The organism is Haloterrigena salina JCM 13891, assembly GCF_000337495.1.
GTDB lineage: Archaea > Halobacteriota > Halobacteria > Halobacteriales > Natrialbaceae > Haloterrigena > Haloterrigena salina.
In genome coordinates this window covers 25,644-48,581 of record NZ_AOIS01000013.1, presented here as the reverse complement: position 1 = coordinate 48,581, position 22,938 = coordinate 25,644, and the positions used below count along the sequence as shown (strand labels likewise).

The window sequence follows — 22,938 nt, the reverse complement described above, 5'->3', positions numbered from 1 at the left end:
GACGGGGCGGCGTTGGCAAGCCGCGTTTTTTCCCTGTTTCTCGCTGATAACCGTGCGTGTCCAACGCTGAGGAAGCGGTCATGGCCCTCGAGGAACTGGGGCTGACCGAATACGAAGCGCGGTGTTTCGTCGCCCTCACGCGAGTCTCCAGGGGGACCGCCAAGGAGGTGAGCCAGGTCGCTGACATCCCGCGCTCGCGAGTGTACGACACGATCGAGCGCCTCGATCGGAAGGGACTCGTCAACGTCCAGCAGACCGAGCCCCGCGAGTACAAGGCCGTCTCGGTCGACACGGCCTGCCGGCGCATCCGCGAGGACTACGACTCCCGAATCAACGCCGCCGAGAACGCGCTCGGGAACCTCAAGAGGCCGGAATCGGACGACGACGAGGGGATGTGGGCGATCACCCAGAACGAACACGTCACCGACCGCGTCGTCACGTTTCTCGACGACGCCGACGACACGGTCCACTATCTCGTGCCGGCGCCCGAGGTTGCCGAAACGCGGATCGTCGAGGCGCTCGCGTCGGCCGCCGACCGCGGCGTCGACGTCTACATCGAAGTGCCGACCGAGGACGAACGCGAGGAGTTCGCCGACGCGGTCCCGGGGGCCGATGTCGCGGTCTCGACCGATATCGCGACGACCAACGAAATTCACTCGGAGTGGCCCGGTCAGTTGCTCATGGCCGACCAGGAATCGATCGTCGCGACCGGGATCAAGGAGAGCGACCTCCCCGACGTGACCCAACAGGTGGCGATCTGGACCTACGGTCACGATCACGGCTTCGCCGTCTGGATGCGCGAACTGCTCGACGACCGGCTCGAGATCCACGAACGGGACCGTTCGCTCGAGGAGTGAGCCGACGGTTCCCCGCTTCGAGGCGCCCGCTGTCGGTCAACGAGTATATATCTTTAAGGCTGTGCCGCCGCTAGCGATGTTAGCAATGGCCATAGATCCGCAGTTTCACGAGAACCGCGACCAGATCGACGAACACGAGGGCCACACCGTCTGGGGCCCCGTCGACGAACCCGAAGAACTCGGCATCCACGGAACGCACGTCGCGGTCGACTTCGACCTCTGTATCGCCGACGGCGCCTGCCTCGAGGACTGCCCCGTCGACGTCTTCGAGTGGGTCGAGACACCCGGCCATCCGGAAAGCGAAGAGAAGGCCGACCCCGCAAACGAGGCCCAGTGTATCGATTGTATGCTCTGCGTCGACGTCTGTCCGGTCGACGCGATCGACGTCGACGCGGGACGCTAGGGTAGGTGTGACCTGCTACTCGGCGCGATCGACGTCCACTTTCTCCTTGAGCGTCTCGAGGCCGTCGGCTTCCGCGAGCTCTTGTAAGCGTTCGCGGAAGTGTTCCTCACAGAGACCCACTTTGAGACCGTCCGATTCGGCGGCGAACGCGGCCTCGCGGTCACAGTAGTGGCAGTTCATAGGTGCCCTTTGGGACCACGATGCATTGAACCCTCCGCTATCGGCTAACGTTGTCTCACGAACCGGCGATCGCCGTCGCCTCGTACTCGCGTCGCGACAGCCCCTCGACGCCGAGTTCGGTCTCGTGGGCGTCGCTTCCGCCCGTCACCAGCAGGTCGTTGCGCTCGACCGCCCGCTCTACGACGTCCAAATCGACGTCGTCGCGCCCGTACGGATAGTGGAGTTCGACGGCCTCGAGGTCGGGGTCGGCGGTCAGTCCGAGCGCCGCTTCGGGATCGCGATACCGGAGCGGGTGGGCCAGCGAGACGAGCCGACTGGCGCCGGAAAGCGCCGCCAGCCCGCGTTCGAACGACGGGACGTCTCGAGCCGCGTAGCAGGGGTCGCCGTAGCCGATGAGTTCGTCGAAGGCGTCCTGATAGCCGTACTCGACGTCGGGATGGGCCTCGATCGCCCGGGCGACGTGGGGCCGTCCGAACCCCTCGTCGACGGTCACGCCGAGATCGACCCCCAGCCGGGTCTCCACGCAGTCGACGATCGCCAGCCCTCGCTCGATGCGATTTCGCTGGATCCGCTCGACGATCCCCTCGAGTTCCGGGGTCGGCTCGACGCCGTAGCCGAGCAGATCGACCCGCTCGCCGTGGGGCGTCTCGACGCGGAGTTCGATCCCGTTGACGAGGGTCACGCCGTCGCGCTCGACCACCGGCGCGTCGAACGGCTGGAGCCGATCGTGGTCGGTCACCGCGACGACCTCGACGCCCGCGTACCGGGCGGCGTCGGGGATCGACTCCAGCTCGAGACTCCCGTCCGAGCGCGTCGTGTGGACGTGCAGATCGGCGTATGGCATCTACTCGAGTCGAGGGGTGCCGGTCGTAAAGACGTTTCTCCGCGCCTGCTTCCGGCAGTTGTCCCGCTGCCACAGCCACATATTAGGTGTATAAGGAATCAAGTGCCACTAGGAAACATGGATGGACAATGTTTATAATTATCGTTCACGGAGGATAGGGTGTAATGTTGCTCAACGGCACCGGCGAGGTCATCGACGACCACGAGTATCCCGCCACCACCGAGGAACTGATCGAAAACTACGGCGATCGAACCCTCGAACTCCCGAACGGGTCCGAGACGGTCGGCGATGTACTCGCCCGCCTCGAGTCGGAGACCTTCGAATATCCCGAGGAGGCGCGCTTCGCCGTCTACTCCGCGGTCAGCGACAAGGCCGTCGGCCGCGTCGGCTACAGCGACCGCGACCCGACGCCGACCGGCAGCCCGTACTCGCCGGACGCGGTTTCGTTCTAAGGAACGAAGTTTTTTACTCTCGGGTCGGCCTTCGGCCGACCGCTCGAGCAAAAAAATTCGATTAAAAAAGGCCGAGCGCGCCGACGGCGCGCTCGGTACGACTGCTTGTGCTCAGCACAGGCGAAGAACCTACCGCCGCGGTTCGGGTGCAAGTGCTGCACCCGCGAGCGAACGCAGTGAGCGAGCGGGCCAAGGAATCCTCGAAGCCACGCCAACGGCGCGGCTGAGGGGGTGACGCCGTGCTTTTCATCAACGTTTTGCCGAGTGCGGTCGCGAAGCGACCGCACGCAGAGCAAAAGGTTGGTTAGAATGTGTCGATGACCGGGATCCCTTCAGTCTCGTAGTCGGTCATCGCCTCGAGTTTGTCGGTGACGTCTTCGAGGCCGATCGTCTCGGAGACGACGTCTGCGGGCCGGAGTTTGCCGGTCGCGACCATCCGGAAGATCTCGTCGTAGCGGGTCGGCGGCATGCCGAGCGAGCCGATGAACTCGATCTCCTGCATGACCATCGCATCGGACGGAACGGTGATCATGCCCTGTTCGTCCTGCGTGGTCAGGCCGACCTGGAGGTGCTGGCCACGGTTGCCGAGGCTCTGGACGGAGTTCTGGGAGGTCGTTTCGATGCCTAAGGCGTCCATCGAGACGTTGGCGCCTCCGTCGGCGATCGCCTTCACTTCGGCCGGGACGTCGTCGACGTCGCCGGCGTTGACGGTCTCGACGGCGCCCAGTTCCTGCGCTTTCTCGAGTTTCTCGTCCGTGAGATCGACGGCGATCACGTTGGCGCCGAGCGCGTCGGCGATGTGGACCGCCGAGAGGCCGACGCCCCCGACGCCGTGGACCGACACCCAGTCGCCCGCGCTCACGTCGGCCCGGTGGGCCAGCGCGTGGAACGACGTCATGAACCGACAGCCCAGTCCGGCCATGTCGACCGACGAGACGCCGTCCGGGAGTTCGACGAGGTTGTGATCGGCCGCGGGGACGTGTACCTGTTCGGCGAACGCGCCCTGTACGGGTTCGACGAAGCCAAGCGGCATCACGTTCTCGCAGGTGTTCGAGTGGCCTCGGCGACACTCGTGGCAGGTTCCGTCGCCGAGGTTGAACGGAACGGCGACGTGGTCTCCTTCCGAGACGTTCGTCACCTCGTCGCCGACGGCCACGACGCGACCTGCGGGCTCGTGGCCCAGAATCTGTCCCGGGTTCGTCTCGAGGCCCAGCCACCCCCAGTCGCCCTGCCAGCCGTGCCAGTCGCTCCGGCAGACGCCGCAGGCTTCGACGTCGACGACGGCACCCCTCGGATCCGGATCCGGCGCGTCGACGTCTTCGATCGAGAGCGGTTCGCCGTGTTCCTCGAGGACTGCTGCGCGCATGGGTTCGAGTGATGCTACCGCACCACATATATGTGCGCATCGCTCGCACACATAGAAGGTCGGCAACGCTTCCGTCTCGAGAGAAATCCGCCGTTTCGTTTCCGTCACGCACCGCGAGCGGGAGCGATCAGTTCAGAATGTCGACCGCACCCGCCAGATCGAGCGGGACCCGGCCCTTCGTGTAGCCCTCGACGCGGCCGTCCGGGCGAACGCGATAGACGACGGCCGGCCGGTGGCGCACGTCGGGCTGTTCGGCGCGAACGGCGTTCCAGGCGTCGTCGCGGAAACTCGAGCAGTCGACGAACAGCACGGCGCCACCGCCGTGTTCGGCCAGTTGGCCGTTGGTCTTGGTCTCGGCGGTGTCCCGGACGGCGGCGACGGGCCCCGCCGCCGCGCGGTTGATCGGCGGCTGGGGACGGGTCACCTCGACGAGGACGTTCGTATTCTCGTCCTCGGCGCGGAAATCCAGCGAGTGTCCGGTCGTGACCTCGATCTCGGGTTCGACGTCGTAGCCGGCGTCCGTGAGGATCTTCGCGGCGATGAACTCGGCCATCGCGGCGCTCATGCGAACGCGATCGACGTGGTCGCTGGTCCCCAGTTTCCCCGACATGACGTGTCGGTACTCGTCTAAGACGCCGGTCCGGAGGAACTCCTCGAAGAATCCGGTCGTCTCGCGGCGCCCGGCGTCGGGGAAGCCGGCGGCGTGTTCGCGGAAGAACGCTCGCGTCGACTCGCGGCCGTCCTTGGACATGAAGACGGGGAGGAAAAACCACGAGAGATGGGGATAGTCGGCCAGCCACGGATCCTCCTCGTGGAGCGTCGAGAGCAGTTCCCGCTTGGTCCACCGCGAGACGTGATAGGGGACTTCCCGCCAGCCGAACTTGTCGGTCTTCCACAGCGACGAGGGCGTCTCGGTGTTGCCCATCCAGTAGGCCTCCTCGGCGTTTCGCGCGAAAAGAGCCACGTCGCCGTTTTGCATCTCGAAACGGTGCGTCTCCCAGTCGGCGCCGATGTCGAACCGCGGCGCCACTGCGCGGGCCCCGATGTTCGACCGGAGCGGCTGGAGGATCTCGTGTCGGACCCTCTCCTCGCTCCAGGAGGCGGGCGAGTACCGAAAGCGAAGCGGCCGTGCCACGTTTTCACTACGCCGTCGTGGTGCATACGTGTTACGTGTCGGATCGATATGATTGACCGTTACATTAATGATCGAGACTCGCCTACATGTGTATACTTACCATGTCAATGGGTGCCTATGACGAAGACGAACACGAGCGACGCGAGCAGCAGGCGTCCAGAGTCGACGCCGATTTCGACGACGAGCGGACGATCTACCACGGCGAAGTCGAGTACGACTCCGGCGAGTCGGCCGAAGCGCTACTCGACCAGTTCGAGCAGATAAAATCGGAATAGTGCGACCCGCACTCCGCCGCTTTCCTCCCGTCGGAATCTCGCCGTCAGGTCGGTACCGATGCGTTCGGGTTCGGACCGATCCAGCAGTTCGATGGAATCGCCGACCGCTCACTCGAGGGCGTCCCATCCCGGCGTTCCGGGCGCACCGCGGTCGTCCTCGATCTCAGTAGCGACATCGGGGTCGGGAACTGTCCCGTCCGCCGCCGCTCGTCGCCGGTGCCACTCCCGGATCGCCGGCCCGACCCACGACTCGGCGCGGTCCCGCTCCGAGTCGGGGGCGTCGCCATTCCGGTCGTCACCCGCGTCGCGGTCGTCGCTCGAGTCACGACGATCGACCGCACCGTCCGCCGCGGCCTCGAGTGCTCGCTCCTTGCCCCACTCGTAGTGGTAATCGGACGTCGTGAGCGTGCCGGGGCTCGAGGCCGCGGCAACGGCCAGACACTCCGCGCGGTCGGCGGCCGTCAGCGTTCCCGCGGCGGTCCGCTCGATGATCCCTTCGAGGTCCTCGGGTCGGGGATGGGCGAACAGTTTCGCGCCGAGCGCCTGCGATCCCAGCAGCAGGCCGTCGAGGTCCGCGTCGACGTCCGTCTCGAGCAGACGCTCGCCGCCGAACGCGGCTTCGACGCGCTCGCACTCGGTCTCCTGCTCGAGCGCGAGGTTGTACGCCGGATAGGCGCCGCACTCGTCGGGAAAGCGGTCGCTGCCGTGGATGCGACACTGCAGCGTCGTCGGGTCGAGGAAGACGCAGGTCGGGAGCCACGTCGGCGCCTCGCGGTCGAAGGGGGCGACCGGTTTGGGCGGCTTTCGGAGGCCGACGAAGAAGACCGGCCGTCCGGCGACGGCGGCGACGCTGCGGCCGTCGATCTCGACGCCCTCGCGCTCTCGCGGCGCCGCGCCGCTCGAAGATTCCGAGGAGCGTGGCTCCTCGCCCTCGTCGCGAGCGCGCCAGAACCGCGGCGTCAGCGCCGCGGCCATCCCCGCCTCGAGGAACCCGCGGACCTCGTCGCGGGTGAGGGCGACGAAGTTGGCGTCGTCGTCGACGGGCGGCCGACCGTCGCCCTCGCCGTCGTCGAACGGCCGGTGCCGTCGCCCGCTCGCTGCCCCGGCGGCGTCGGTCGCTCCCTCGCCGTCCTCGAGCAGCGGTCGCCAGTCCATGCAACAGCCCGCACAGCCCTCGCAGTGGACCTCCATACGCGGCGGTAGCACGGGGGCACGTAAAACCCATCTGGCGCGGGAGAACGACTTTCAGCGCACGGCGCACAGTTTCGGGTATGGCACGGAACACCTGCGACGGCTGCGGACGGACGGTCTCGGTCGCCGGCGGCATCGCCAACCTCTGGACGTTCGGCGAGAACGACGGCAGCGACGGAACCGCGATGACCCTCGAGTTGGCCGACGGGTCGGAACACCTGCTGTGCTACCCCTGTATCGAGGCCCTGCCCGACGAACCGACGGCCGACGACGTGGAGCGACTCGAGCAGGTCGACGAGGGGAGCTCGCAGCTCGGCGTCCAGTGACCAAAAAATCGGGTTAGCGCGATCGGCTGACGGGTGGACCGCCGTCGCGAGCGCGATTGATCGATCGCGGGTGCGCGTGAGCCACAGACCGGACCGCGATCGCCGCAGCGTCGAGGGCCGCACGCGGAAGGGGGTGGCCGTCGCGGCCGAGTGCCCTTCCGTACGCGAATCGAAGGGCGGAGTTCCTATTCGTAATCGCCCGCCTATCGTCCGGTAGTGTCTGGATACGGTGTTGCTTCTCATCCCGCACGGAGTGATATGGATCCGTTTCGGAGAGAGGGATTAGCCATGTGCTGCATTTGTCTCCGTGGTCGTGATCAACGCCGACGAGACTATGGGTGAACTGACGGACACCGATCGCAATGAATAGTTCCGATGATCGTAACGGCAGTTGCCTCGCGGAGTTCGCATGGAACGAGATTATAGTTTCTCCGTTATCAACCCGTACTACGATGGATCCCGGCACCTGTGCCGGTCATAACCGCATGAGTAGGGAGAACTAATACGAGAAGACCGAGGACGAAGGATTGTAAAGTGAGTTGGAGTCTCTCTTCATACGGCGTGAGACTATCAACCTCTTTGAATTCCAGCATCAAAGCGACCATATAACAGGTTTGTTTGAAGAGGCACAGATTTTTCGAGTGATTCTTTTCTTCACTCATACGACGAAGTCGTCGGAGCGACCAGACGCTGTAAGCGAGGAGTGAAGACCAGATGCCAGTCCACGAACCGATTAGTAAGATAGTCGAGATATTCGTAATCGTGAATGTAGGATTTTCCTCCGGTATGATGGCAGACAATAACACGATTGCGATTACTGATAGAACAAACAGTAGTACAGATCCGACAGCGAGTTTTCCGAAGACGCGCCCCAGATCCGCAGAATCTACACTAAATTTCATCCCGTTTCTCTGGCCTTATTTTGGCTTGTTCACACATATTGGTTCGGTATGGAGACCGTGAGCTCGTATTGACGGTCGAGGCTGGGCAAGTGCGGTTCCGACTCGCTGTGCGAAACGGTTCGTAGCCTTTAGGACGCGGCCGCGCAGTGCATCGAACGGTGAACCCCGAGCGGATCTTCGAGGAGTTTCCCGCGCCCAGCTACCGCGGGACCCAGGAGCAGGCCCTCCGCGACATTCAGGACGCCTTCGCGGCCGGCAACGACGTGGTGTTGGTCCGGGCGCCGACGGGCAGCGGCAAGTCCCTGCTCGCCCGCGCGGTCGCGGGCTGTGCGCGGGAGATCGACGACGCCGACCCGAGCGACGCGACCGGCGCCTACTACACGACCCCGCAGGTCTCGCAGTTGGACGACGTCGCGGCCGACGACCTGCTGGCGGACCTGAACGTCATCCGCGGGAAGTCGAACTACAGCTGCATCCTTCCCGACGAGCGCGACACGCCGGTCAATCAGGCCCCCTGCGTCCGCGAGCGGGGGTACGACTGTTCGGTCAAACACCGCTGTCCCTACTTCTCGGACCGCGCGATCGCGTCAAACCGCAATATCGCTGCGATGACGCTGGCCTACTTCATGCAGACCGCGGGCAGCGAGGTCTTCCGCAAACGCGACGTCGTGGTCGTCGACGAGGCCCACGGGCTGGCCGAGTGGGCCGAAATGTACGCGACCATCCAGTTAGGGCCCCGCACCGTCCCCTTCTGGGACGAGCTTCGCGTCCCCGAGATCGACGACCTCGACCGGGCCGTCCGGTACGCCGAGAACCTCCAACAGAAGTGTACCCGTCGGAAGGACGAGGTGCTCGCACAGGACTCGCTGACGCCCGCGGAGGTTCGCGAACGCGACCGCCTGCAGGAACTCATCGGCGAACTCGACTGGTTCGTCTCGGACTACCGCGATCCCCAGAGTCCAACGACGTGGCTGGTCGACCAGTCCGAACGGTCGCAGGCTCGGACGAGCGACGACGCCGACGGCGACGACGACCCTGCTGGTGGCCCCCTGACGATCAAGCCGATGAACCCCGAGAAGTACCTCCAGCACACCGTCTGGGACCGGGGCAACAAGTTCGCGCTGCTGTCGGCGACGATCCTCAACAAGGACGCGTTCTGCCGGCAGGTCGGGCTGACTCCCGAGAACGTCGCACTGGTCGACGTCGAACACACCTTCCCCGTCGAGAACCGGCCGCTGTACGACGTGACGCAGGGGAAGATGACCTACGAACAGCGCGACGACACGACGCCGAAGATCGCCCGCACGATCGTCCGACTGATGCAACGACACCCCGACGAGAAGGGGCTGGTCCACGCCCACTCCTACGACATTCAGGAGCGACTCGCCGACCTCCTCTCGGACTTCGGCGTCGGCGACCGGGTCCGAACCCACGATCGGGACGGTCGCGACGCCGCCCTCGACGGCTGGAAGGCCAGCGACGACCCCGACGTCTTCCTCTCGGTGAAGATGGAGGAGGCGCTGGACCTGAAAGGGGACCTCTGTCGCTGGCAGGTCCTCTGTAAGGCCCCCTTCCTCAACACCGGCGACTCGAGAGTCGCCCATCGACTCGAGGAGGGACAGTGGGCGTGGTACTACCGCACCGCCCTGCGGACCGTCATCCAGGCCTGCGGCCGGGTCGTCCGGGCGCCCGACGACCACGGCGCGACGTACCTCGCGGACTCGAGTCTGCTGGACCTGTTCGATCGCGCTCGGACGGACATGCCCGACTGGTTCGAGGCGCAGGTCGTCCGGATGGAGCGCCCGGACCTGCCCGAGTTCCGGCCGGGAGACGCCCTCGGCGACGGCGGCGGCGCGTCGTCGGCTCGAGGCGGCGGAACTGACGACGCCGGCGGATCCGAACGGGGTACGAGAACCGAGCGATCGCGGACGCGCTCGCGCTCTCGTCGGTCCGGCCGGTCGTCGAACTCGAACTCGAGTCCGGTCGCCGACGTCTGGGACACGGACGGCTAGTCCTCTCGTCGACGCTCGCGACGAGACTTCCAGGCGAAAATACGGCTCCGAGAAGAGTTGTTGACGCGTTCGCAGCGACGGCGATGCGCGCCTAGAGCGCGGTGATGCCCCATGCGACCATCGAGGAGACCATCAGGATTGCGAAGGTGAGGGCGATAATTTGGTTCCGATCCATACCGGATGGCACTCACTACTCCGGTATGAATGTCACGACCGTTCGGGTCGCTCGGCGATTCTGCGCCGCTGTCTCACTCCTCTGTCACTCGAACCGCGCGTCCACGACGACGTGAGCGACGCCGGCGCTGTGGCTCTTGACGCGGCGCTTCTCGAGGACCTCGAACTCGCGACCGGCGGTCTCGCCCGCGGCCGCGAGCCGCTCGAGCGGGCGGTCCCAGAGCCGGGATTCGGGCGTCGCCTCGTGGTAGTGGACGACGCCGCCGGGCGACAGCGCCTCGAGGGCGTCGGGGAGGAACTCGTGGGCCTCGTCCGTGCGGGTGCTGTCGTCACCGTTCCCGTCCGACCCGTCGTTTTCGCCGCTGCCGTAGTAACCCATCACCACGCGGTCGGCCTCGAGTTCGCCCGCGAGTTCCCGGCAATCGGTCATGTAGGCGTCGACGCGGTCGCCGACGTCGTTCAGCACGGCGTTCTCGAGCAGGTAGCGGAAGGCGGTCGGGTTGATCTCGGTCGCGGTCACCCGCGCGCCGGCCCGGGCCATCGGGAGCGTGAAGTAGCCGATGCCGGCGAACATGTCAAAGACGTGCTCGTCGGCGCTTCCCAGTTCGCCCATCCGGGCCCGTTCGGCCTGGTTTCCCGGCGAGAACATCATTTTCGCGGGATCGAGCCCGTATTGCGTTCCGTGCTCGGTGTGGATCGTGTCGGTGTCGCGCTCGCCGGCGATCAACCGGGTCCTGGGTTCGCGGTAGGTGCCGGCCGCGCCGTCGTTCGCGATCCCCTCGTCGGCCAGCACGCTGTCGGCCTCGCCGTGGAGTTCGAGCAGGGCCTCGCCGAGTTCCGCCTCGTCGGGACAGCCCTCGGGGACCGTCACGAGGATCACCGAGCCGATCACGGCCCACGAGCCCGGCGCCGCCTCGAGGTCCGCGTCGGTCCAGCCGCGGTCGGAAAGCAGATCCTCGAGGTCGGGGCTGCGGGGCTCGGGCTCGAGTTGGCGGACGACCTCGATGACGCGGGTCTCCGCGGGCGGCTCGGTGACGGGGAGGGCGACCGTATCGGAACCGTCCTCGCGGGTCTTCGACCCGCTCGCATGGTCCGAGGGGCTCTCCGAGTCCCTCGCTACTCGCGTCTCCGAGGGCGTCGCTCCGCCTCGACCTCGCGCTTCGCGGACCTTCCGCGAATCGTCGTAGACGCCCTCGGCGCGCAGCGACTCGATGGCCGTCTCGGCGCGAGGCTTTTCGACGATCGCCGCGAGTGGCGCGTCCGCCTCCGCGCGCTCGAGGACGTCGATCGCGTCCGGCTCCTCAGCCATCGTCCCCGTCGCGGTTCGCGTACGGATCGTAGTGGCCGGGGTCGTCCGCCTCGTCGCCCGTCTCGGGGTCGGGATCGGGATCGGGCAAGATGTGCAGCCCGGCGCGGCTCTTCAGCACGGGCACCGTCTCGGCCTCGGGATCGAAGTAGTCCGGCCGGGAGACGGTCGTCGCCTGATAGGTCTCGGGATCGAGCACCTGCACGGCGTTCTCGTCCTCGACGGTGACGACCGTGGTCTCGACGGCGTCCTCGAGGTCCCCGAGTCTCCGGGCGTCGGGGGCGTTCCCCTCCTCGTAGCCGGCCTCGTAGCGCTCGCCGGTCGTCGCGCGGACGCCCTTGAGGTTGCCGCGGGCGCTGCGGACGATCACGGGCCCGCCGTCGTCGTCGGCGAGTTCGATGACGTCGCCGGGGGTGTAGGGCGGGAGGCGGACGGCGAAGGTGACTCGGTAGACCTCGTTGCCGTCCTCGTCCTCCGTCACGAGCGTCTCGGCGTCGTTGACGGTGCCGCCGAACTCCTCGACCATCTTGTTCGAGATCTTCTTGCCGATCTTGTTGGTCGAGACCTTGATGTTCAGCCCCTCGTCGACTTCGCCCATCTCGGTGACGAAGGCGTTTCGGTCGCCGGTCGCCTCCATGTCGGCGACGACGGTGTTGGCGATCTCCCTCGCGCGATCCATCTCCTCGGCCGTCGGCGTCCGCTCTTCGGCGCGGATCTGGACGATGCTGGCGTAGTAGTCGCCGGCGATCCGCCCGCAGCGCAGGCAGGTCTGGCGGGCGATCTTGACGGGGACCATCACCTGCTCCTCGACGGGCGTTCCGCGGACGACACCCGTGAAGTAACAGTGCATCCGGATGGTGTTCTCGTCGATCTGTTCGGGCTCGACCTGCCAGGCGACGTCCTCGACGTCGACGTGGACGGCCAGCGCCTCGCTGACCTCCTCGATGGCGATGTCGGTGTAATCCTGCGCGCCGACGTCGACCCACCGGTTCCCGCGGTAGACCGCCCCGCACTGGGCGCAGACCCGGACGTCGATCCGATCCGGCGCGTCCACGAAGTCGAAGCTCTCGAAGTAACACGAATCGCAGAGTTCGACCTCCGCGCCCGGCCGGAGCGGATCCGCGGGGGTTTCGCCGTCCGCGTCGGCTGCCGATCGCTCCGGAACGGGATCCCCGCACCGGGGACAGAACGCACGCGACTCACTCATTAGTGTCCCCGCTTGGGGTCTCGCGGAGTTAAGCGCCGCGCTCTCCGCGGCGGGAACCGGACTACGAGTTCCGCTCGTCGGCGGCCCCCGACCCCTCGTCGGTTTCGCGTCGGCGGAGCCACTCGACCGAGAGCGCGCCGCCGGCGATCCCCGCTCCCGCGGTGAATCCCGGCATGCCGTCGCCGTCGTCCTCGGTAGCGGTATCGTTGCCTTCTCCGCTCGCGTCATCGCCGTTCGATCCGTCGGTCGTGCCGGTGGTGCCCTCCTCGTTCGTCCCGTTTCCACCGTCTACGCCGTCCGAACCGGGGTTTTGTTCGGTTTCGTTCGTCGGTTTGTCATCGGATTCCGCCGCTTCGTCGTCACCGTCGGATCCGCCGCTGCCGTCTTCCGCCGCTTTCTCGTCGCCGTCCGCTCCCTCACTGCCGTCTTCGGCGTCTCCGCCGTCCCCTTCCGACCCGTCGCCGGCCTCGTTCGCTTCGGATCGGATCGCGCGCAGCGTCTCACCGCTGGCGTAAATCGTTCCGTCGGCCAGCGAGAGGGTCGGTCGTTCGTCGGTGCCGATCGCCCACTCGACCTCGCCGTTCTCGTCGAGGGCGTAGACGCCGGTCTCGGGATCGGGTATCTCGCCCGGTCCGTAGGTCTCTCCGTTGATCGTCGCGCCCGCGTAGACGGTCCCGTCGGTGACGACCGCGGACGAAACGTGGTACATGTTGTACGGCGTCTCCCAGCTCTTCCCGCCGGTCTCTCGGTCGAACCCGTACAGATCGTGCATCGTTCGGGCGAAGAACCACTCGTCGGTGATCGGTCCGGGCGTGATCGGCGCTCGTTTGCTGTTCGTGCGTTTCACGCCGGTTTCCGCGTCGTAGATCGACGTGTAGCCGTTCCACCATATCGCTTCCGGCGTCGAGTCCACGCTGCCGACGACGACGACGTCGCCGGTCGCGACGGGATGGCTGACCTGCCTGTCGGTAGGCGCCGTAAAGCGACTGTACTCGTCCGTTCCCGCCGGATCGTCGTCGGTCCAGCGCTCGGATCCGTCCGCGAGTTCGCGAGCGAACAGCCGCGACTCGCTCGTGGCGAACACCGCGCCGCCGCCGACGGCGACCGGCTGTTCGTACAGCGTTCCGTCGGCCGGGTCGAACTGCCACCGGACCGTGAGGTCGCGAGCGTCGGCGGCGTAGAGCGTCCCGCCCGCGACGACGAGGACGAGCCCGCCCGCGACGACGGGCGACGGAACCGCCTCGTCGTAGCCGAAGTCGGCCTGACAACAGAGCACGCCGTCGCGTTTGATCCTCGTCAGGTGTTCGCCGCCGACGTACACCGCCTCGTCCGTCACCGCGGGCGTCCCGCTCGCGCCGATATCGCCAGTCTTCCATTCGACCGAGCCGTCGGCGGCGTCAAGCGCGTGAACTTCGCCGCCGGTCGTCAGATAGACCGTGCCGTCGACGACCGCGGCCGGACCACTGTGATCGTACTCCCAGGCGACGGTGACCGGCGCTTTCGGCCCGCTTTCGGGGACGGCCGCGTTGTGCCCCGGATTGCCGCCCAGCGACGACCAGCCGGCGGCTTCCCCGATCGACGCCGTCTCGTCGTCCTCGTCGGCAGCCGCGGCGCTAGTCGTGAGCGATCCACCTGCGACCGCGAGTCCCGCGTACTGCAAGACTCGCCGTCTTTCGTGTTCGACCATGACCAACCGACGGTCACTCGAGCCAATAGCTATCGAGTGGGTAGAATCGTTGTCACCTCAGAATCAGCGATCGTAACGGTTCACCTAGTGACAACTGTCGCGCGTACGGCCGAAACAAGCGCCGAAGTCGGCGATTCGCCTTCGAACGGTTACCGTATCCGACCAGTTGGATACTCCACGCGAAACGAAGGGGTCGGCGACTGCCGGCGTCGGTCGACACTCCTCGAACCGGTCGGATGAGCGTCAGACGGCGGTGGGTCTCGATCCGTCGGACGTTCTCCCGTACCGGTGTCTCCATGCGAAATGAAGGGGACCGACCGGTCGCTGACCCTGTATCGCAGAAGCTAGTTACGTTCCGATCTCCCGACGCGGATTTCGGGCCCGGGACGGATCGACGGAACCCTCATCGAACCGCGTCGCGTTCGGCCTCGATCCGCTCGACGTAGGCGTCGGTGACGGCGTCGAAAATCGCCTCGCCGGCCTCGGCAGTCGCTTCGTCGGGATCGCCCAACACGCCATTTTCGGTGATCGATTCGAATCCCTCGCTGAGCAAGCGCGCGGTGGAGATCGATCCCTCCGGCCCCGCCTCGAGCCGATCCGTCCGGACCAATCCTTCGTCGATCGCGAGTATCATGGCTGTTTCGGCGGCCCCGGCGTGGATGACGTCCTCCTGGTAGTCGATCCCGGCGTCGCGGAGCCCCTGGTTCAACAGGGCCATGTGGTCGTCGAGGTCCGCGAGCGCGATCACGTTCGCGTCGATCTCCCGAGCGATGTCGGGCGCGACGGTCGAGACCGGCGCGAAGTTCCCGCCGTGGGTCGGCACGAGGACGACGTGTTCGAACCCGTGGTCGTCCAGCGAGCGGCAGTAGGCGCGGATCAGGTCCATCAGCGTCTCCGGCGGGACCGTGATCGTGCCCGGAAACTCCATGTGGTGGCCGGAGCACCCGGGACGAATCGTCGGCGCAGCCAGCGCGTCACCGAGTTCTTCGGCGATGCGCCGCGAGAGTTCGTCGCCGTCCAACGCGTCCATGTTCAGCGGCAGGTGGGGTCCATGCTGCTCGATCGAACCGACCGCCACGATCGCCGTTCGCCGTCCGTTCTCGAGCGCCGTTTCGACTTCCGGCCAGGTACGCTCCTCGAGGCGTACCGAACTGGGAATAGACATCTCTCGATTTGGCAGAATTGGTCACTGAAAATACGTCTTTCGTGCGTGCCGTCGCCGTCAGCCCGGGCGGTGTCCCGTCGCGCGTCTCGTCAGGGCACTTATTTCTCCGGAGCCCCTTCGTCTAGCTATGAACTGGCAGGCGGACTGGGGATTACGCTTCCGAATGTTCCTGACGATGTTTCTGCTGTTCGCGCTGTACATCGTCTTCGCGGGCGTAATCGCCGCGTACATGGGTAGTTTCGTCGTCTTCATCGTCCTGTTCGGCGGGATGTCGCTGGCCCAGTACTACTTCAGCGACACGCTCACGCTGAAGAGCATGGGCGCGAAGACGGTTTCGGCCGACGAGTATCCCGAACTGCACGCCTCGATCGAGCGGCTCTCACAGCAGGCCGACCTCCCGAAGCCGAAGGTCGCGGTCGTCGACTCCAAGGTGCCAAACGCCTTCGCGACCGGTCGCAACCAGAAAAACGCGGCCGTCTGCGTGACGACGGGGATCATGCGCACGCTCGATCAGGACGAACTCGACGGCGTGCTCGCCCACGAACTCGCCCACGTCAAGAACCGGGATATGATGGTGATGACCATCGCCTCGTTCCTCTCGACCATCGCGTTCATGATCGTCCGCTGGGGCGCGTTCTTCGGCGGCGGTCACAACCGCGGTCGGCAGGGCGGGGGCGGCGGCATCGTCGTCGCCATCCTCGTCTCGCTGGTCGTCTGGATTATCAGCTACCTGCTCATCCGGGCGCTCTCGCGGTACCGCGAGTACGCCGCCGACCGCGGCGCGGCCGCCATCACCGGCAACCCCTCCGCGCTCGCCTCGGCGCTGCTGAAGATCTCCGGCGAGATGGACAAGGTGCCGAAGGAGGACATGCGCGAGGAGGCCGAGATGAACGCCTTCTTCATCATCCCGATCAAGTCCGGCGTCGTCGGCCGCCTCTTCAGCACCCACCCGCCGACCGAGAAGCGCGTCGAACAGCTCCGCTCGCTCGAGCGCGAACTCGCCGCGTAATCGAGAGCCCCGGACGTTCATTCCGAGCGACGCGCCGACCGCTTCTCCCGAACGTGTTCCTTTCAGGTGGTACTCATCCCTCCCGGGTATTCGCATGGCGGCGATTACTTAAGCGTGAATCGACGGACCGTACCGGCATGGTCGAACCGATCGGTCACGTCGCGATGGCCCTCCTCTTCGCGGTCCCCGCGTGGCTCCTGTGGGGTCGCCGTCCCGCGGTCACCTTCGCCGTCCTGACGCAGGCGACGGCGCTGCTCCCCGACGTCGATCTCTTCCTCCGAGAGCACTTCGTGCACCCGTTGCTCCAGCACCACGGAATTACCCACACGATGCCGTTCATGCTGATCGTGGGGGTCGTCTTCGGCGTCGGCGCCGCGTACGCGTTGACGCCCGTCCTGAACGCCAACCGCCTGATCCATAGCGACTCGATCTCCCCGGGGACGACGTTCGTGTTCACGACGGCGGCGTTCTGGGCCGGCGGGCTCAGCCACATCGCAGTGGATTTGCTCTCGGCCGAACCGGACGCGGGGATCGCACCCCTCTGGCCGCTGTACCGCGGCGACGTCGTCGTCAATATCGTCGCCTACGACTCGACGCCGGTCAACCTCGGGTTGATCGTCACCGCGATCGTCGTCCACGCCGTCCTCTACCGGGCCGAGCGATACCCCTACGAGACGCGGTGGAGCGTCGGCTGATCGCGAACGATGCTTTCTATCCGGTCGCCTTCGAACGGTAACGTATGGGACTACTCGACGGACTCCGCTCCGTGCTCGGCTTGCGCGCCGAGACCGACGCCAGACGCGACGCCGACCCCGAGGACCTGTTCGGGATGAGCACCGCCTACCTCACGATGGAGGCCGATCTGGGCTACGAGTCGGCCGACGTCGGCGCGCTCTGTTTCTCCGGCGTCGATTCGGCGAGCTTTCGGGACGCCGTCGACGAGGTCGAGGCCATCCTCGAGGCCGGCCGCGAGGAGACCGGCACCGAGTTCTCGGTCACCAGCGACGACCACGGCTACCACTGGGTCGTCCTCCGAGACGACGACCCGGAGGACCTCATCACGAGCATGCACTTCGCCGCGGACACGTTCATCGAACGCGACTACGGCTCGCGGCTGCTCGCGGCGGTGTTCGCGTACGAGAAGGGCGATGTCGCTTTGCGGCATCGAGACGGAGGCGGCGAAGCCGCCGAAGTGACGGAGCCCGCCTACTGGATCTACTCGTTCCGCCGCGGCCGGTTCTACCCGTTCGCCCCCCGCTCGGGTCGGGAGCGGGACTCGAGCGCGGAGTTCAAACTCGAATCGACACTGGACGGGGAACTCGAGATCGAACGCGACAAGGACTACTGGTATCCGCTCTGGCCGAGCGAAGGCGGGACCCACCCCTGGGAGTGAGCCGGTCGAGGGTCAGCCGTCGTTCTCACGCCTTCGACTCGAGCGCGCTGTCCCTGCCGAACGGCCGTCCGGGCCGATACCAAATCGTGTTGGCATCACCGCTATGCCCGACCACGCCATAGTCAGAGATACGGCAGGAATCACTTCAAGCCACATCATCACCAACTGCGCCATACACCAGTTGCCCCCCTTTTCCTGCCGCTTCCCACCCGTTTCCGGTAGTCACGGACTCGAGCAGCGTCGCGTCCACCCGACCGCTCGCGTCCGTTTCTCGGCGTCCGATCACCGACCAGTCGTCCGTTCGGAACGACGGGTAGACGGCCGACCTGCTCGGCCGGAGTACCTATAGTTGCGGCTCCGTATTACCGAACGACCGGTGTTAATGAGAGACGTTTCCAATCCGCTCGCAGGCCGGCTCCTCATCGCTACAGGGCTCGTTCTCTCGGTGTTCCACCTGACCAACGCCGTCGGTCTGCAGGCGACGTCGGCGCGGGCGCTCGTCGCGGTGACCCCCCTCCTGCTGTCGCTGGGACTGGTCGCCGTCGGCGTCCTGCTCGCTCGAGGGCGGCTGTTCTCCGCGCGGTTCGCCGGGCGGATACTGGCGTGGACCTGCGCGGGCGTGCTAGCGCTCTCGGCGCTTGGCGCGTGGCTGTTCGCCGCGACCGTCGTCGGAGGCGTCTCGCTTTTGAACCCGCTCGCGGCGATGGTAAACGTCGCGACCTTCGGCGCGCTCGTCGGCTTGCTGGTCGGTATCTACGACGTCCGGGGGCTGGAGCGCCAGCAGTCGATCGAACAGTTAAATCGGATCAACGACACGCTTCGCATCGCGACGCGAGAGCTGGTGGACAAGACGGAGCGAGCGGAACTCGAGCAGGCCGTCTGCAACCGATTGAGCGAGTCCGATCCCTACGAGGCCGTCTGGATCGGCCGGTACGACGAGAGCGACGCCCGCGTTCGCCCCGCAGCGTGGTCCGGGTTCGACGACGAGTACTTCGAGTCGATCGACATCACCGTCGACGACACGCCGACCGGCACCGGCGCCGGCGGGCGCGCGATCAAGACCCGCGAACTCCAGTGCGTGCCGAACGTGTTCGAGGACCCGACGATGGAACCGTGGTGGGACCTGTTGGAAACGCACGGCGTCGAGTCGCTCGCGGTCATCCCGATCGATCACGGCGACACCGTCTACGGGTTCTTCAGCATCTACGCGGATCGACAGAACGTGTTCGACGACCACGAGCGGGAGGTGCTCGCGGAGCTCGGGGAGACGATCGGTCACGCCATTGCCTCGATCGACACGCGCGAGCGCCTCGCGGAACGCGAGCGCGAACTGGCTCGGCAGAACGAGCGGCTGGACGCGTTCGCCGGCGTCGTCTCCCACGACCTCCGAAACCCGCTGAACGTCGCGACGGGCAACCTCGAGCTCGCGCTCGAGGAGCACGACGACGACTTCCTCCATCAGGCCGTGGACGCGTTAGCCCGAATGGACGCCCTCATCGGCGATCTGTTGACGCTCGCGCGACAGGGCAAGCTGGTCGACGACTGCACGCGCGTCCCGTTTCGTCCCGTCGTCGAAGCGGCGTGGTCGACGGTCGGGACGTCCGCGGCGGCGCTCCGGATCGACGGGGACCTCGGCGTCATCTCCTGTGACCGGGACCGTCTGCAGCAGCTCCTCGAGAACCTGTTTCGAAATTCCCTGGAGCACGGCACGACGAACGGCCGGCTTGCGGCCGACGAGGACGCGGAACGCACGGAGGACGCCGACCCGGCGGTGACCGTGACCGTCCGCCGGACGGACGAGGGATTCGTCGTCGAAGACGACGGCCCCGGAATCCCGGCCGACAGTCGTCGGTCGGTGTTCGAAATGGGGTACACGACGAGCGATTCGGGTACCGGGTTCGGACTCAATATCGTCCGAAGCATCGCCGAGGCCCACGGCTGGGACGTCTCGGTCGGCGAGAGCCCCGCGGGTGGCGTCCGCTTCGAGTTCACCGGTCTCGAGTCGACCGAGTTGGAGTCCCCCTCCTCCTGACGGGCGGGTTCGATCCGGTGAGTTCGAGCGGCGGCATCGATTCGCCGCGGTCGCATCGATTAATATCCGTCCGCTCGGTAGCACCATCCAGTGAGCGACTGGAACCAGTTCAAGGGCGACCCGCATCGTTCGGGCGTCCGCCGCGACACAGCGGGACCGGACCGCGTCACGGAAGCCTGGACGGCCGACCTCGCCGGCCCGCCGGGGTCGCCGGTTCTCGACCAGGACACTGTCTTCGTCGGCACGCAGCGGGGCGACTGCTACGCCCTCGAGCGCGAGACCGGCCGCCGTCGCTGGACGGTCGAGACGACGGGCGAAGTGAAGACGGCGCCGGTCGTCGGGCGCGACGGCCTCTACCTCGCCGTCGGCGACGGGACCGTTCGCGCACTCGACCCCGGGACCGGCGAGCAGCGCTGGGAAACCGAACTCGCGGGCACGCTCGAGTCGCCGCTCGCGCTGTCCGACGGCCTGCTCTACGCCGGCCACGCGGCCGGCCTCTCGGCGCTCGAGGCCGAGACGGGCACCCCCGTCTGGACCCACGAGACCGAGACCGCGGTCGCCGGCGCGCCGGCGGTCGACCGCGCCGCGGACCGGGAGCGACGGGGGTGGGGAGCGGACCCCGACGAAACGGAGATCGACCTGCTGTCGCTCGACGACGCCGAGATGGACGAGGGGGTGGTCGACCAGGATCGGGTCTACGTCGGCACCGCCGCCGGGACGGTGATCGCGCTCGAAGCGGACACCGGCGAGACACTGTGGAACGCGCCGACCAGCGGCGCTGTCGTCGACGGGCCGACGGTCGCCGACGGACGGGTGTACGTCGCCGACGAGGACGGGACGCTGGTCGCGTTCCACGCCGACACCGGCCAGTCGTGGTTCACCTACGAGATCGAGGACGCGTTTACGTCGTCCCCGACCGTCCTTCCTGCGGCCGACGCGACGTTCGTCGGCGCCGCCGACGGCTACCTCCACGTCACCGACACCACCTTCGGTCGGCGCAAACTGCGGGGGTGGCTGTTCTCGAAGAAGGGCGTCGCCCTCGACGGCCCGGTTCGCTCGAGTCCCGTCGTCGCCGACGACGTGCTCTGTATCGGCGACGCCACCGGCTCGCTCTACGGCGTCGACGTCGCCGGCGACGCCGAGGACTGCGATCTGGACTGGTTCGTCGACCTCGAACGCGGGATCGCGGGAACGCCCGCGCTCGCCACCGACGCGCTGTTCGTCGGAACCGACGACGGTCGGCTTCACCGCCTCGAGTGGGAGTCCGATCGGTCGACGCCCTGAGTGATCGAGAACCGCTCGTTTCGTCCGCGGTTCGGTCTCGGTATTTCTGATAAACCTGCTGATGGGTCCGCGAGCGACCCCCGTGCCCGCCCACAGTTTCACTTTCACTTCCCTGTTAACGAGGGTTTATGAGGGGTCCGGCACAAGGAGTGGATATGCCTGAAGCAGACCTCGAGACGCTCCCCGGCGTCGGACCGGCAACCGCAGACAAGCTCCACGACGCTGGCTTCGATTCCTTCCAGAGTCTCGCCGTCGCCTCGCCCTCGGAACTGTCGAACACGGCGGACGTCGGCGAGTCCACCGCGTCCGACATCGTCCGCGCCGCCCGCGACGCGGCCGACATCGGCGGCTTCGAGACCGGCTCGACCGTCCTCGAGCGACGAAACGAGATCGGCAAACTGAGCTGGCACATCGACGAGGTCGACGACCTCCTCGGCGGCGGCATCGAAACGCAGTCGATCACCGAAGTCTACGGCGAGTTCGGCGCCGGTAAGTCCCAGGTCACCCACCAGATGGCGGTCAACGTCCAGCTTCCCAAGGAGGTCGGCGGCCTCCACGGCTGTGCGATCTTCGTGGACAGCGAGGACACGTTCCGCCCCGAGCGAATCGACGACATGGTCCGCGGCCTGCCCGACGAGGCCATCAACGCGACGCTCGAGGACCGCGAGATCGAAGGCTCGGCCGACGACGAGGCCGCCGTCGACGAACTCGTCGAGGACGTCCTCGACAAGATCCACGTCGCGAAGGCGTTCAACTCCAACCACCAGATGCTGCTGGCCGAGAAGGCCAAGGAACTCGCGGGCGAGCACGAGGACTCGGAGTACCCCGTCCGCCTGCTCTGTGTCGACTCGCTGACCGCCCACTTCCGCGCCGAGTACGTCGGCCGCGGCGAACTCGCGGACCGACAGCAGAAGCTCAACAAGCACCTCCACGACTTAGACAAGGTCGGCAACCTCTACAACACCGCCGTCATCGTCACCAATCAGGTCGCCTCGAACCCCGACTCGTTCTTCGGCGACCCGACCCAGCCGATCGGTGGCAACATCCTCGGCCACAAGTCCACGTTCCGCATCTATCTCCGCAAGTCCAAGGGCGACAAGCGGATCGTCCGCCTGGTCGACGCGCCGAACCTCGCCGACGGCGAGGCCGTCATGCGCGTCCAGGACGAAGGTCTGAAGCCGGAATAACGCGCCGTTTCGCGGTTCGATTTTATTTTCGGTCGGTTACGCGAGTGACTCGAGCGAGACGCTGATCGTCTCGTCGCCGTCATCAGACGCAGCCGCTTCTGATTGGCTCGCTGGAGTGGTTCGAGACGCCTCCGGCGTCTCGTCATCACGAGAGGCGCTTTGCGCCTCTCGAACGACTTCGCTCCCGAGAACGTCGACCGCGACGCGGACCTCGTACCCTGCGTAGTCGAACGCGACGCGACCGGCGCGAGGATGACCACGTCTGGTCGGCGCGAACGATCCGTTCAGCGCTTCGGGGTCGATCTCGTCCCACAGCGGCGGCAGCGTCAGCGGATCGCAGCGTTCGATGTCGCTCACCGCGTCGACGACGGCTTCGGGTATCGAATCGGACGGTGGCGAGTCCGCCGACAGCGAGTGGATAATCATCGAAATTGGTGCGCTCCCTGCTATTATAAGCTGTCTGCGGCTATAATCGGTTGCGAAATTCGAACTCCAACTATTCTGCGACCGTCTCCCGAGTGACATCCTCAGCCGACCGACCGAATCTCTCA

At 66.4% G+C, this 22,938-nt stretch carries 22 protein-coding genes; 12 read left to right on the top strand and 10 right to left on the bottom strand.

Going from position 1 to position 22,938, the window contains the following annotated elements; translation table 11 throughout:
• The first annotated feature begins 80 nt into the window (after positions 1–80).
• On the top strand, positions 81–857 hold the full coding sequence (locus C477_RS03405) for a TrmB family transcriptional regulator (RefSeq protein WP_008893033.1): 777 nt from the start codon (positions 81–83) through the stop codon (positions 855–857).
• An 85-nt stretch (positions 858–942) separates the two neighbouring features.
• Positions 943–1,260, top strand: coding sequence for a 4Fe-4S dicluster domain-containing protein (locus C477_RS03400; RefSeq protein ID WP_008893032.1), 318 nt, complete (start codon positions 943–945; stop codon positions 1,258–1,260).
• Positions 1,261–1,275: 15 nt separating this feature from the next.
• Here the strand turns inward: C477_RS03400 and C477_RS23960 are convergent, their stop codons facing one another.
• Both C477_RS23960 and C477_RS03395 read right to left on the bottom strand, forming a co-directional pair.
• Positions 1,276–1,440, bottom strand: coding sequence for a DUF6757 family protein (locus C477_RS23960; protein WP_008893031.1), 165 nt, complete (start codon positions 1,438–1,440; stop codon positions 1,276–1,278).
• A 55-nt stretch (positions 1,441–1,495) separates the two neighbouring features.
• Entirely contained in the window at positions 1,496–2,284 is a 789-nt protein-coding gene (locus C477_RS03395) for a PHP domain-containing protein (protein WP_008893030.1), read from the bottom strand.
• Positions 2,285–2,448: 164 nt separating this feature from the next.
• Here C477_RS03395 and C477_RS03390 point away from each other — a divergent pair, with 164 nt between their 5' ends.
• On the top strand, positions 2,449–2,736 hold the full coding sequence (locus C477_RS03390) for a DUF5789 family protein (protein ID WP_008893029.1): 288 nt from the start codon (positions 2,449–2,451) through the stop codon (positions 2,734–2,736).
• Positions 2,737–3,040: 304 nt separating this feature from the next.
• Here the strand turns inward: C477_RS03390 and C477_RS03385 are convergent, their stop codons facing one another.
• Positions 3,041–4,102 (bottom strand): zinc-dependent alcohol dehydrogenase family protein, encoded by a 1,062-nt coding sequence (locus C477_RS03385; RefSeq protein ID WP_008893028.1) that lies wholly within the window; start codon positions 4,100–4,102, stop codon positions 3,041–3,043.
• 127 nt (positions 4,103–4,229) lie between these two features.
• Complete coding sequence (locus tag C477_RS03380) at positions 4,230–5,237, bottom strand: DUF5784 family protein (protein WP_008893027.1); 1,008 nt, start codon at positions 5,235–5,237, stop codon at positions 4,230–4,232.
• 101 nt (positions 5,238–5,338) lie between these two features.
• Between C477_RS03380 and C477_RS23955 the strand changes: the two genes are divergently transcribed.
• Positions 5,339–5,512, top strand: coding sequence for a DUF5786 family protein (locus C477_RS23955; RefSeq protein ID WP_008893026.1), 174 nt, complete (start codon positions 5,339–5,341; stop codon positions 5,510–5,512).
• A gap of 108 nt (positions 5,513–5,620) precedes the next feature.
• Here C477_RS23955 and C477_RS03375 read toward each other — a convergent pair whose 3' ends face one another.
• Positions 5,621–6,703: a zinc/iron-chelating domain-containing protein gene (locus C477_RS03375; protein ID WP_008893025.1), complete on the bottom strand. Its 1,083-nt coding sequence runs from the start codon at positions 6,701–6,703 to the stop codon at positions 5,621–5,623.
• Between the two features lie 80 nt (positions 6,704–6,783).
• Between C477_RS03375 and C477_RS03370 the strand changes: the two genes are divergently transcribed.
• Positions 6,784–7,029 (top strand): DUF7561 family protein, encoded by a 246-nt coding sequence (locus tag C477_RS03370; protein ID WP_008893024.1) that lies wholly within the window; start codon positions 6,784–6,786, stop codon positions 7,027–7,029.
• 1,060 nt (positions 7,030–8,089) lie between these two features.
• The gene (locus tag C477_RS03365) at positions 8,090–9,943 is read left to right on the top strand and encodes a helicase C-terminal domain-containing protein (RefSeq protein ID WP_008893023.1); all 1,854 of its coding nucleotides are present in this window, start codon (positions 8,090–8,092) and stop codon (positions 9,941–9,943) included.
• Between the two features lie 259 nt (positions 9,944–10,202).
• On the opposite strand, the gene C477_RS03360 is transcribed toward C477_RS03365, so the two are convergent.
• The 4 genes from C477_RS03360 to C477_RS03345 form a co-directional block, all read right to left on the bottom strand.
• Complete coding sequence (locus C477_RS03360; protein WP_008893022.1) at positions 10,203–11,426, bottom strand: class I SAM-dependent methyltransferase; 1,224 nt, start codon at positions 11,424–11,426, stop codon at positions 10,203–10,205.
• On the bottom strand, positions 11,419–12,630 hold the full coding sequence (locus C477_RS03355) for a 60S ribosomal export protein NMD3 (protein WP_008893021.1): 1,212 nt from the start codon (positions 12,628–12,630) through the stop codon (positions 11,419–11,421). Before C477_RS03355 ends, C477_RS03360 begins: the two co-directional genes overlap by 8 nt.
• 61 nt (positions 12,631–12,691) lie before the next feature.
• Positions 12,692–14,317 carry an outer membrane protein assembly factor BamB family protein gene (locus C477_RS03350; RefSeq protein WP_008893020.1) on the bottom strand — a complete coding sequence of 542 codons (1,626 nt, stop codon included), beginning with the start codon at positions 14,315–14,317 and terminating at the stop codon, positions 12,692–12,694.
• A 403-nt stretch (positions 14,318–14,720) separates the two neighbouring features.
• A complete protein-coding gene (locus C477_RS03345) occupies positions 14,721–15,482 on the bottom strand; it encodes a creatininase family protein (RefSeq protein ID WP_008893019.1) in 762 nt (253 codons plus the stop codon).
• 127 nt (positions 15,483–15,609) lie between these two features.
• On the opposite strand from C477_RS03345, the gene htpX reads away from it, so the two are divergent.
• From htpX to radA, 6 genes are all read left to right on the top strand, one after another.
• Positions 15,610–16,491: a zinc metalloprotease HtpX gene (htpX, locus tag C477_RS03340; protein WP_008893018.1), complete on the top strand. Its 882-nt coding sequence runs from the start codon at positions 15,610–15,612 to the stop codon at positions 16,489–16,491.
• A 137-nt stretch (positions 16,492–16,628) separates the two neighbouring features.
• Positions 16,629–17,186, top strand: a complete 558-nt coding sequence (locus C477_RS03335) for a metal-dependent hydrolase (protein WP_008893017.1) — start codon at positions 16,629–16,631, stop codon at positions 17,184–17,186.
• Positions 17,187–17,230: 44 nt separating this feature from the next.
• Positions 17,231–17,884, top strand: coding sequence for a PspA-associated protein PspAB (pspAB, locus tag C477_RS03330; RefSeq protein WP_008893016.1), 654 nt, complete (start codon positions 17,231–17,233; stop codon positions 17,882–17,884).
• Positions 17,885–18,266: 382 nt separating this feature from the next.
• On the top strand, positions 18,267–19,916 hold the full coding sequence (locus tag C477_RS03325; RefSeq protein ID WP_008893015.1) for a receiver/sensor box histidine kinase: 1,650 nt from the start codon (positions 18,267–18,269) through the stop codon (positions 19,914–19,916).
• 90 nt (positions 19,917–20,006) lie between these two features.
• Complete coding sequence (locus C477_RS03320) at positions 20,007–21,200, top strand: outer membrane protein assembly factor BamB family protein (protein ID WP_008893014.1); 1,194 nt, start codon at positions 20,007–20,009, stop codon at positions 21,198–21,200.
• Between the two features lie 155 nt (positions 21,201–21,355).
• Positions 21,356–22,387 carry a DNA repair and recombination protein RadA gene (gene radA, locus C477_RS03315; protein ID WP_008893013.1) on the top strand — a complete coding sequence of 344 codons (1,032 nt, stop codon included), beginning with the start codon at positions 21,356–21,358 and terminating at the stop codon, positions 22,385–22,387.
• Between the two features lie 36 nt (positions 22,388–22,423).
• Here radA and C477_RS03310 read toward each other — a convergent pair whose 3' ends face one another.
• Positions 22,424–22,813 carry a HalOD1 output domain-containing protein gene (locus C477_RS03310; protein ID WP_008893012.1) on the bottom strand — a complete coding sequence of 130 codons (390 nt, stop codon included), beginning with the start codon at positions 22,811–22,813 and terminating at the stop codon, positions 22,424–22,426.
• Between the last annotated feature and the right edge of the window lie 125 nt (positions 22,814–22,938).

What these genes read in the sequence shown, in the direction of transcription:
- C477_RS03395 (WP_008893030.1), bottom strand. Translation starts at nt 2,284, where the DNA reads ATGCCATACGCCGATCTGCACGTCCACACGACGCGCTCGGACGGGAGT.
- C477_RS03310 (WP_008893012.1), bottom strand. Translation starts at nt 22,813, where the DNA reads ATGATTATCCACTCGCTGTCGGCGGACTCGCCACCGTCCGATTCGATA.
- C477_RS03350 (WP_008893020.1), bottom strand. Translation starts at nt 14,317, where the DNA reads ATGGTCGAACACGAAAGACGGCGAGTCTTGCAGTACGCGGGACTCGCG.
- C477_RS03370 (WP_008893024.1), top strand. Translation starts at nt 6,784, where the DNA reads ATGGCACGGAACACCTGCGACGGCTGCGGACGGACGGTCTCGGTCGCC.
- C477_RS03325 (WP_008893015.1), top strand. Translation starts at nt 18,267, where the DNA reads ATGAGAGACGTTTCCAATCCGCTCGCAGGCCGGCTCCTCATCGCTACA.
- C477_RS03360 (WP_008893022.1), bottom strand. Translation starts at nt 11,426, where the DNA reads ATGGCTGAGGAGCCGGACGCGATCGACGTCCTCGAGCGCGCGGAGGCG.
- C477_RS03335 (WP_008893017.1), top strand. Translation starts at nt 16,629, where the DNA reads ATGGTCGAACCGATCGGTCACGTCGCGATGGCCCTCCTCTTCGCGGTC.
- C477_RS03400 (WP_008893032.1), top strand. Translation starts at nt 943, where the DNA reads ATGGCCATAGATCCGCAGTTTCACGAGAACCGCGACCAGATCGACGAA.
- C477_RS03375 (WP_008893025.1), bottom strand. Translation starts at nt 6,703, where the DNA reads ATGGAGGTCCACTGCGAGGGCTGTGCGGGCTGTTGCATGGACTGGCGA.
- C477_RS03390 (WP_008893029.1), top strand. Translation starts at nt 2,449, where the DNA reads ATGTTGCTCAACGGCACCGGCGAGGTCATCGACGACCACGAGTATCCC.
- C477_RS03405 (WP_008893033.1), top strand. Translation starts at nt 81, where the DNA reads ATGGCCCTCGAGGAACTGGGGCTGACCGAATACGAAGCGCGGTGTTTC.
- C477_RS03385 (WP_008893028.1), bottom strand. Translation starts at nt 4,102, where the DNA reads ATGCGCGCAGCAGTCCTCGAGGAACACGGCGAACCGCTCTCGATCGAA.
- C477_RS03345 (WP_008893019.1), bottom strand. Translation starts at nt 15,482, where the DNA reads ATGTCTATTCCCAGTTCGGTACGCCTCGAGGAGCGTACCTGGCCGGAA.
- C477_RS03355 (WP_008893021.1), bottom strand. Translation starts at nt 12,630, where the DNA reads ATGAGTGAGTCGCGTGCGTTCTGTCCCCGGTGCGGGGATCCCGTTCCG.
- radA (WP_008893013.1), top strand. Translation starts at nt 21,356, where the DNA reads ATGCCTGAAGCAGACCTCGAGACGCTCCCCGGCGTCGGACCGGCAACC.
- pspAB (WP_008893016.1), top strand. Translation starts at nt 17,231, where the DNA reads ATGGGACTACTCGACGGACTCCGCTCCGTGCTCGGCTTGCGCGCCGAG.
- htpX (WP_008893018.1), top strand. Translation starts at nt 15,610, where the DNA reads ATGAACTGGCAGGCGGACTGGGGATTACGCTTCCGAATGTTCCTGACG.
- C477_RS23955 (WP_008893026.1), top strand. Translation starts at nt 5,339, where the DNA reads ATGTCAATGGGTGCCTATGACGAAGACGAACACGAGCGACGCGAGCAG.
- C477_RS23960 (WP_008893031.1), bottom strand. Translation starts at nt 1,440, where the DNA reads ATGAACTGCCACTACTGTGACCGCGAGGCCGCGTTCGCCGCCGAATCG.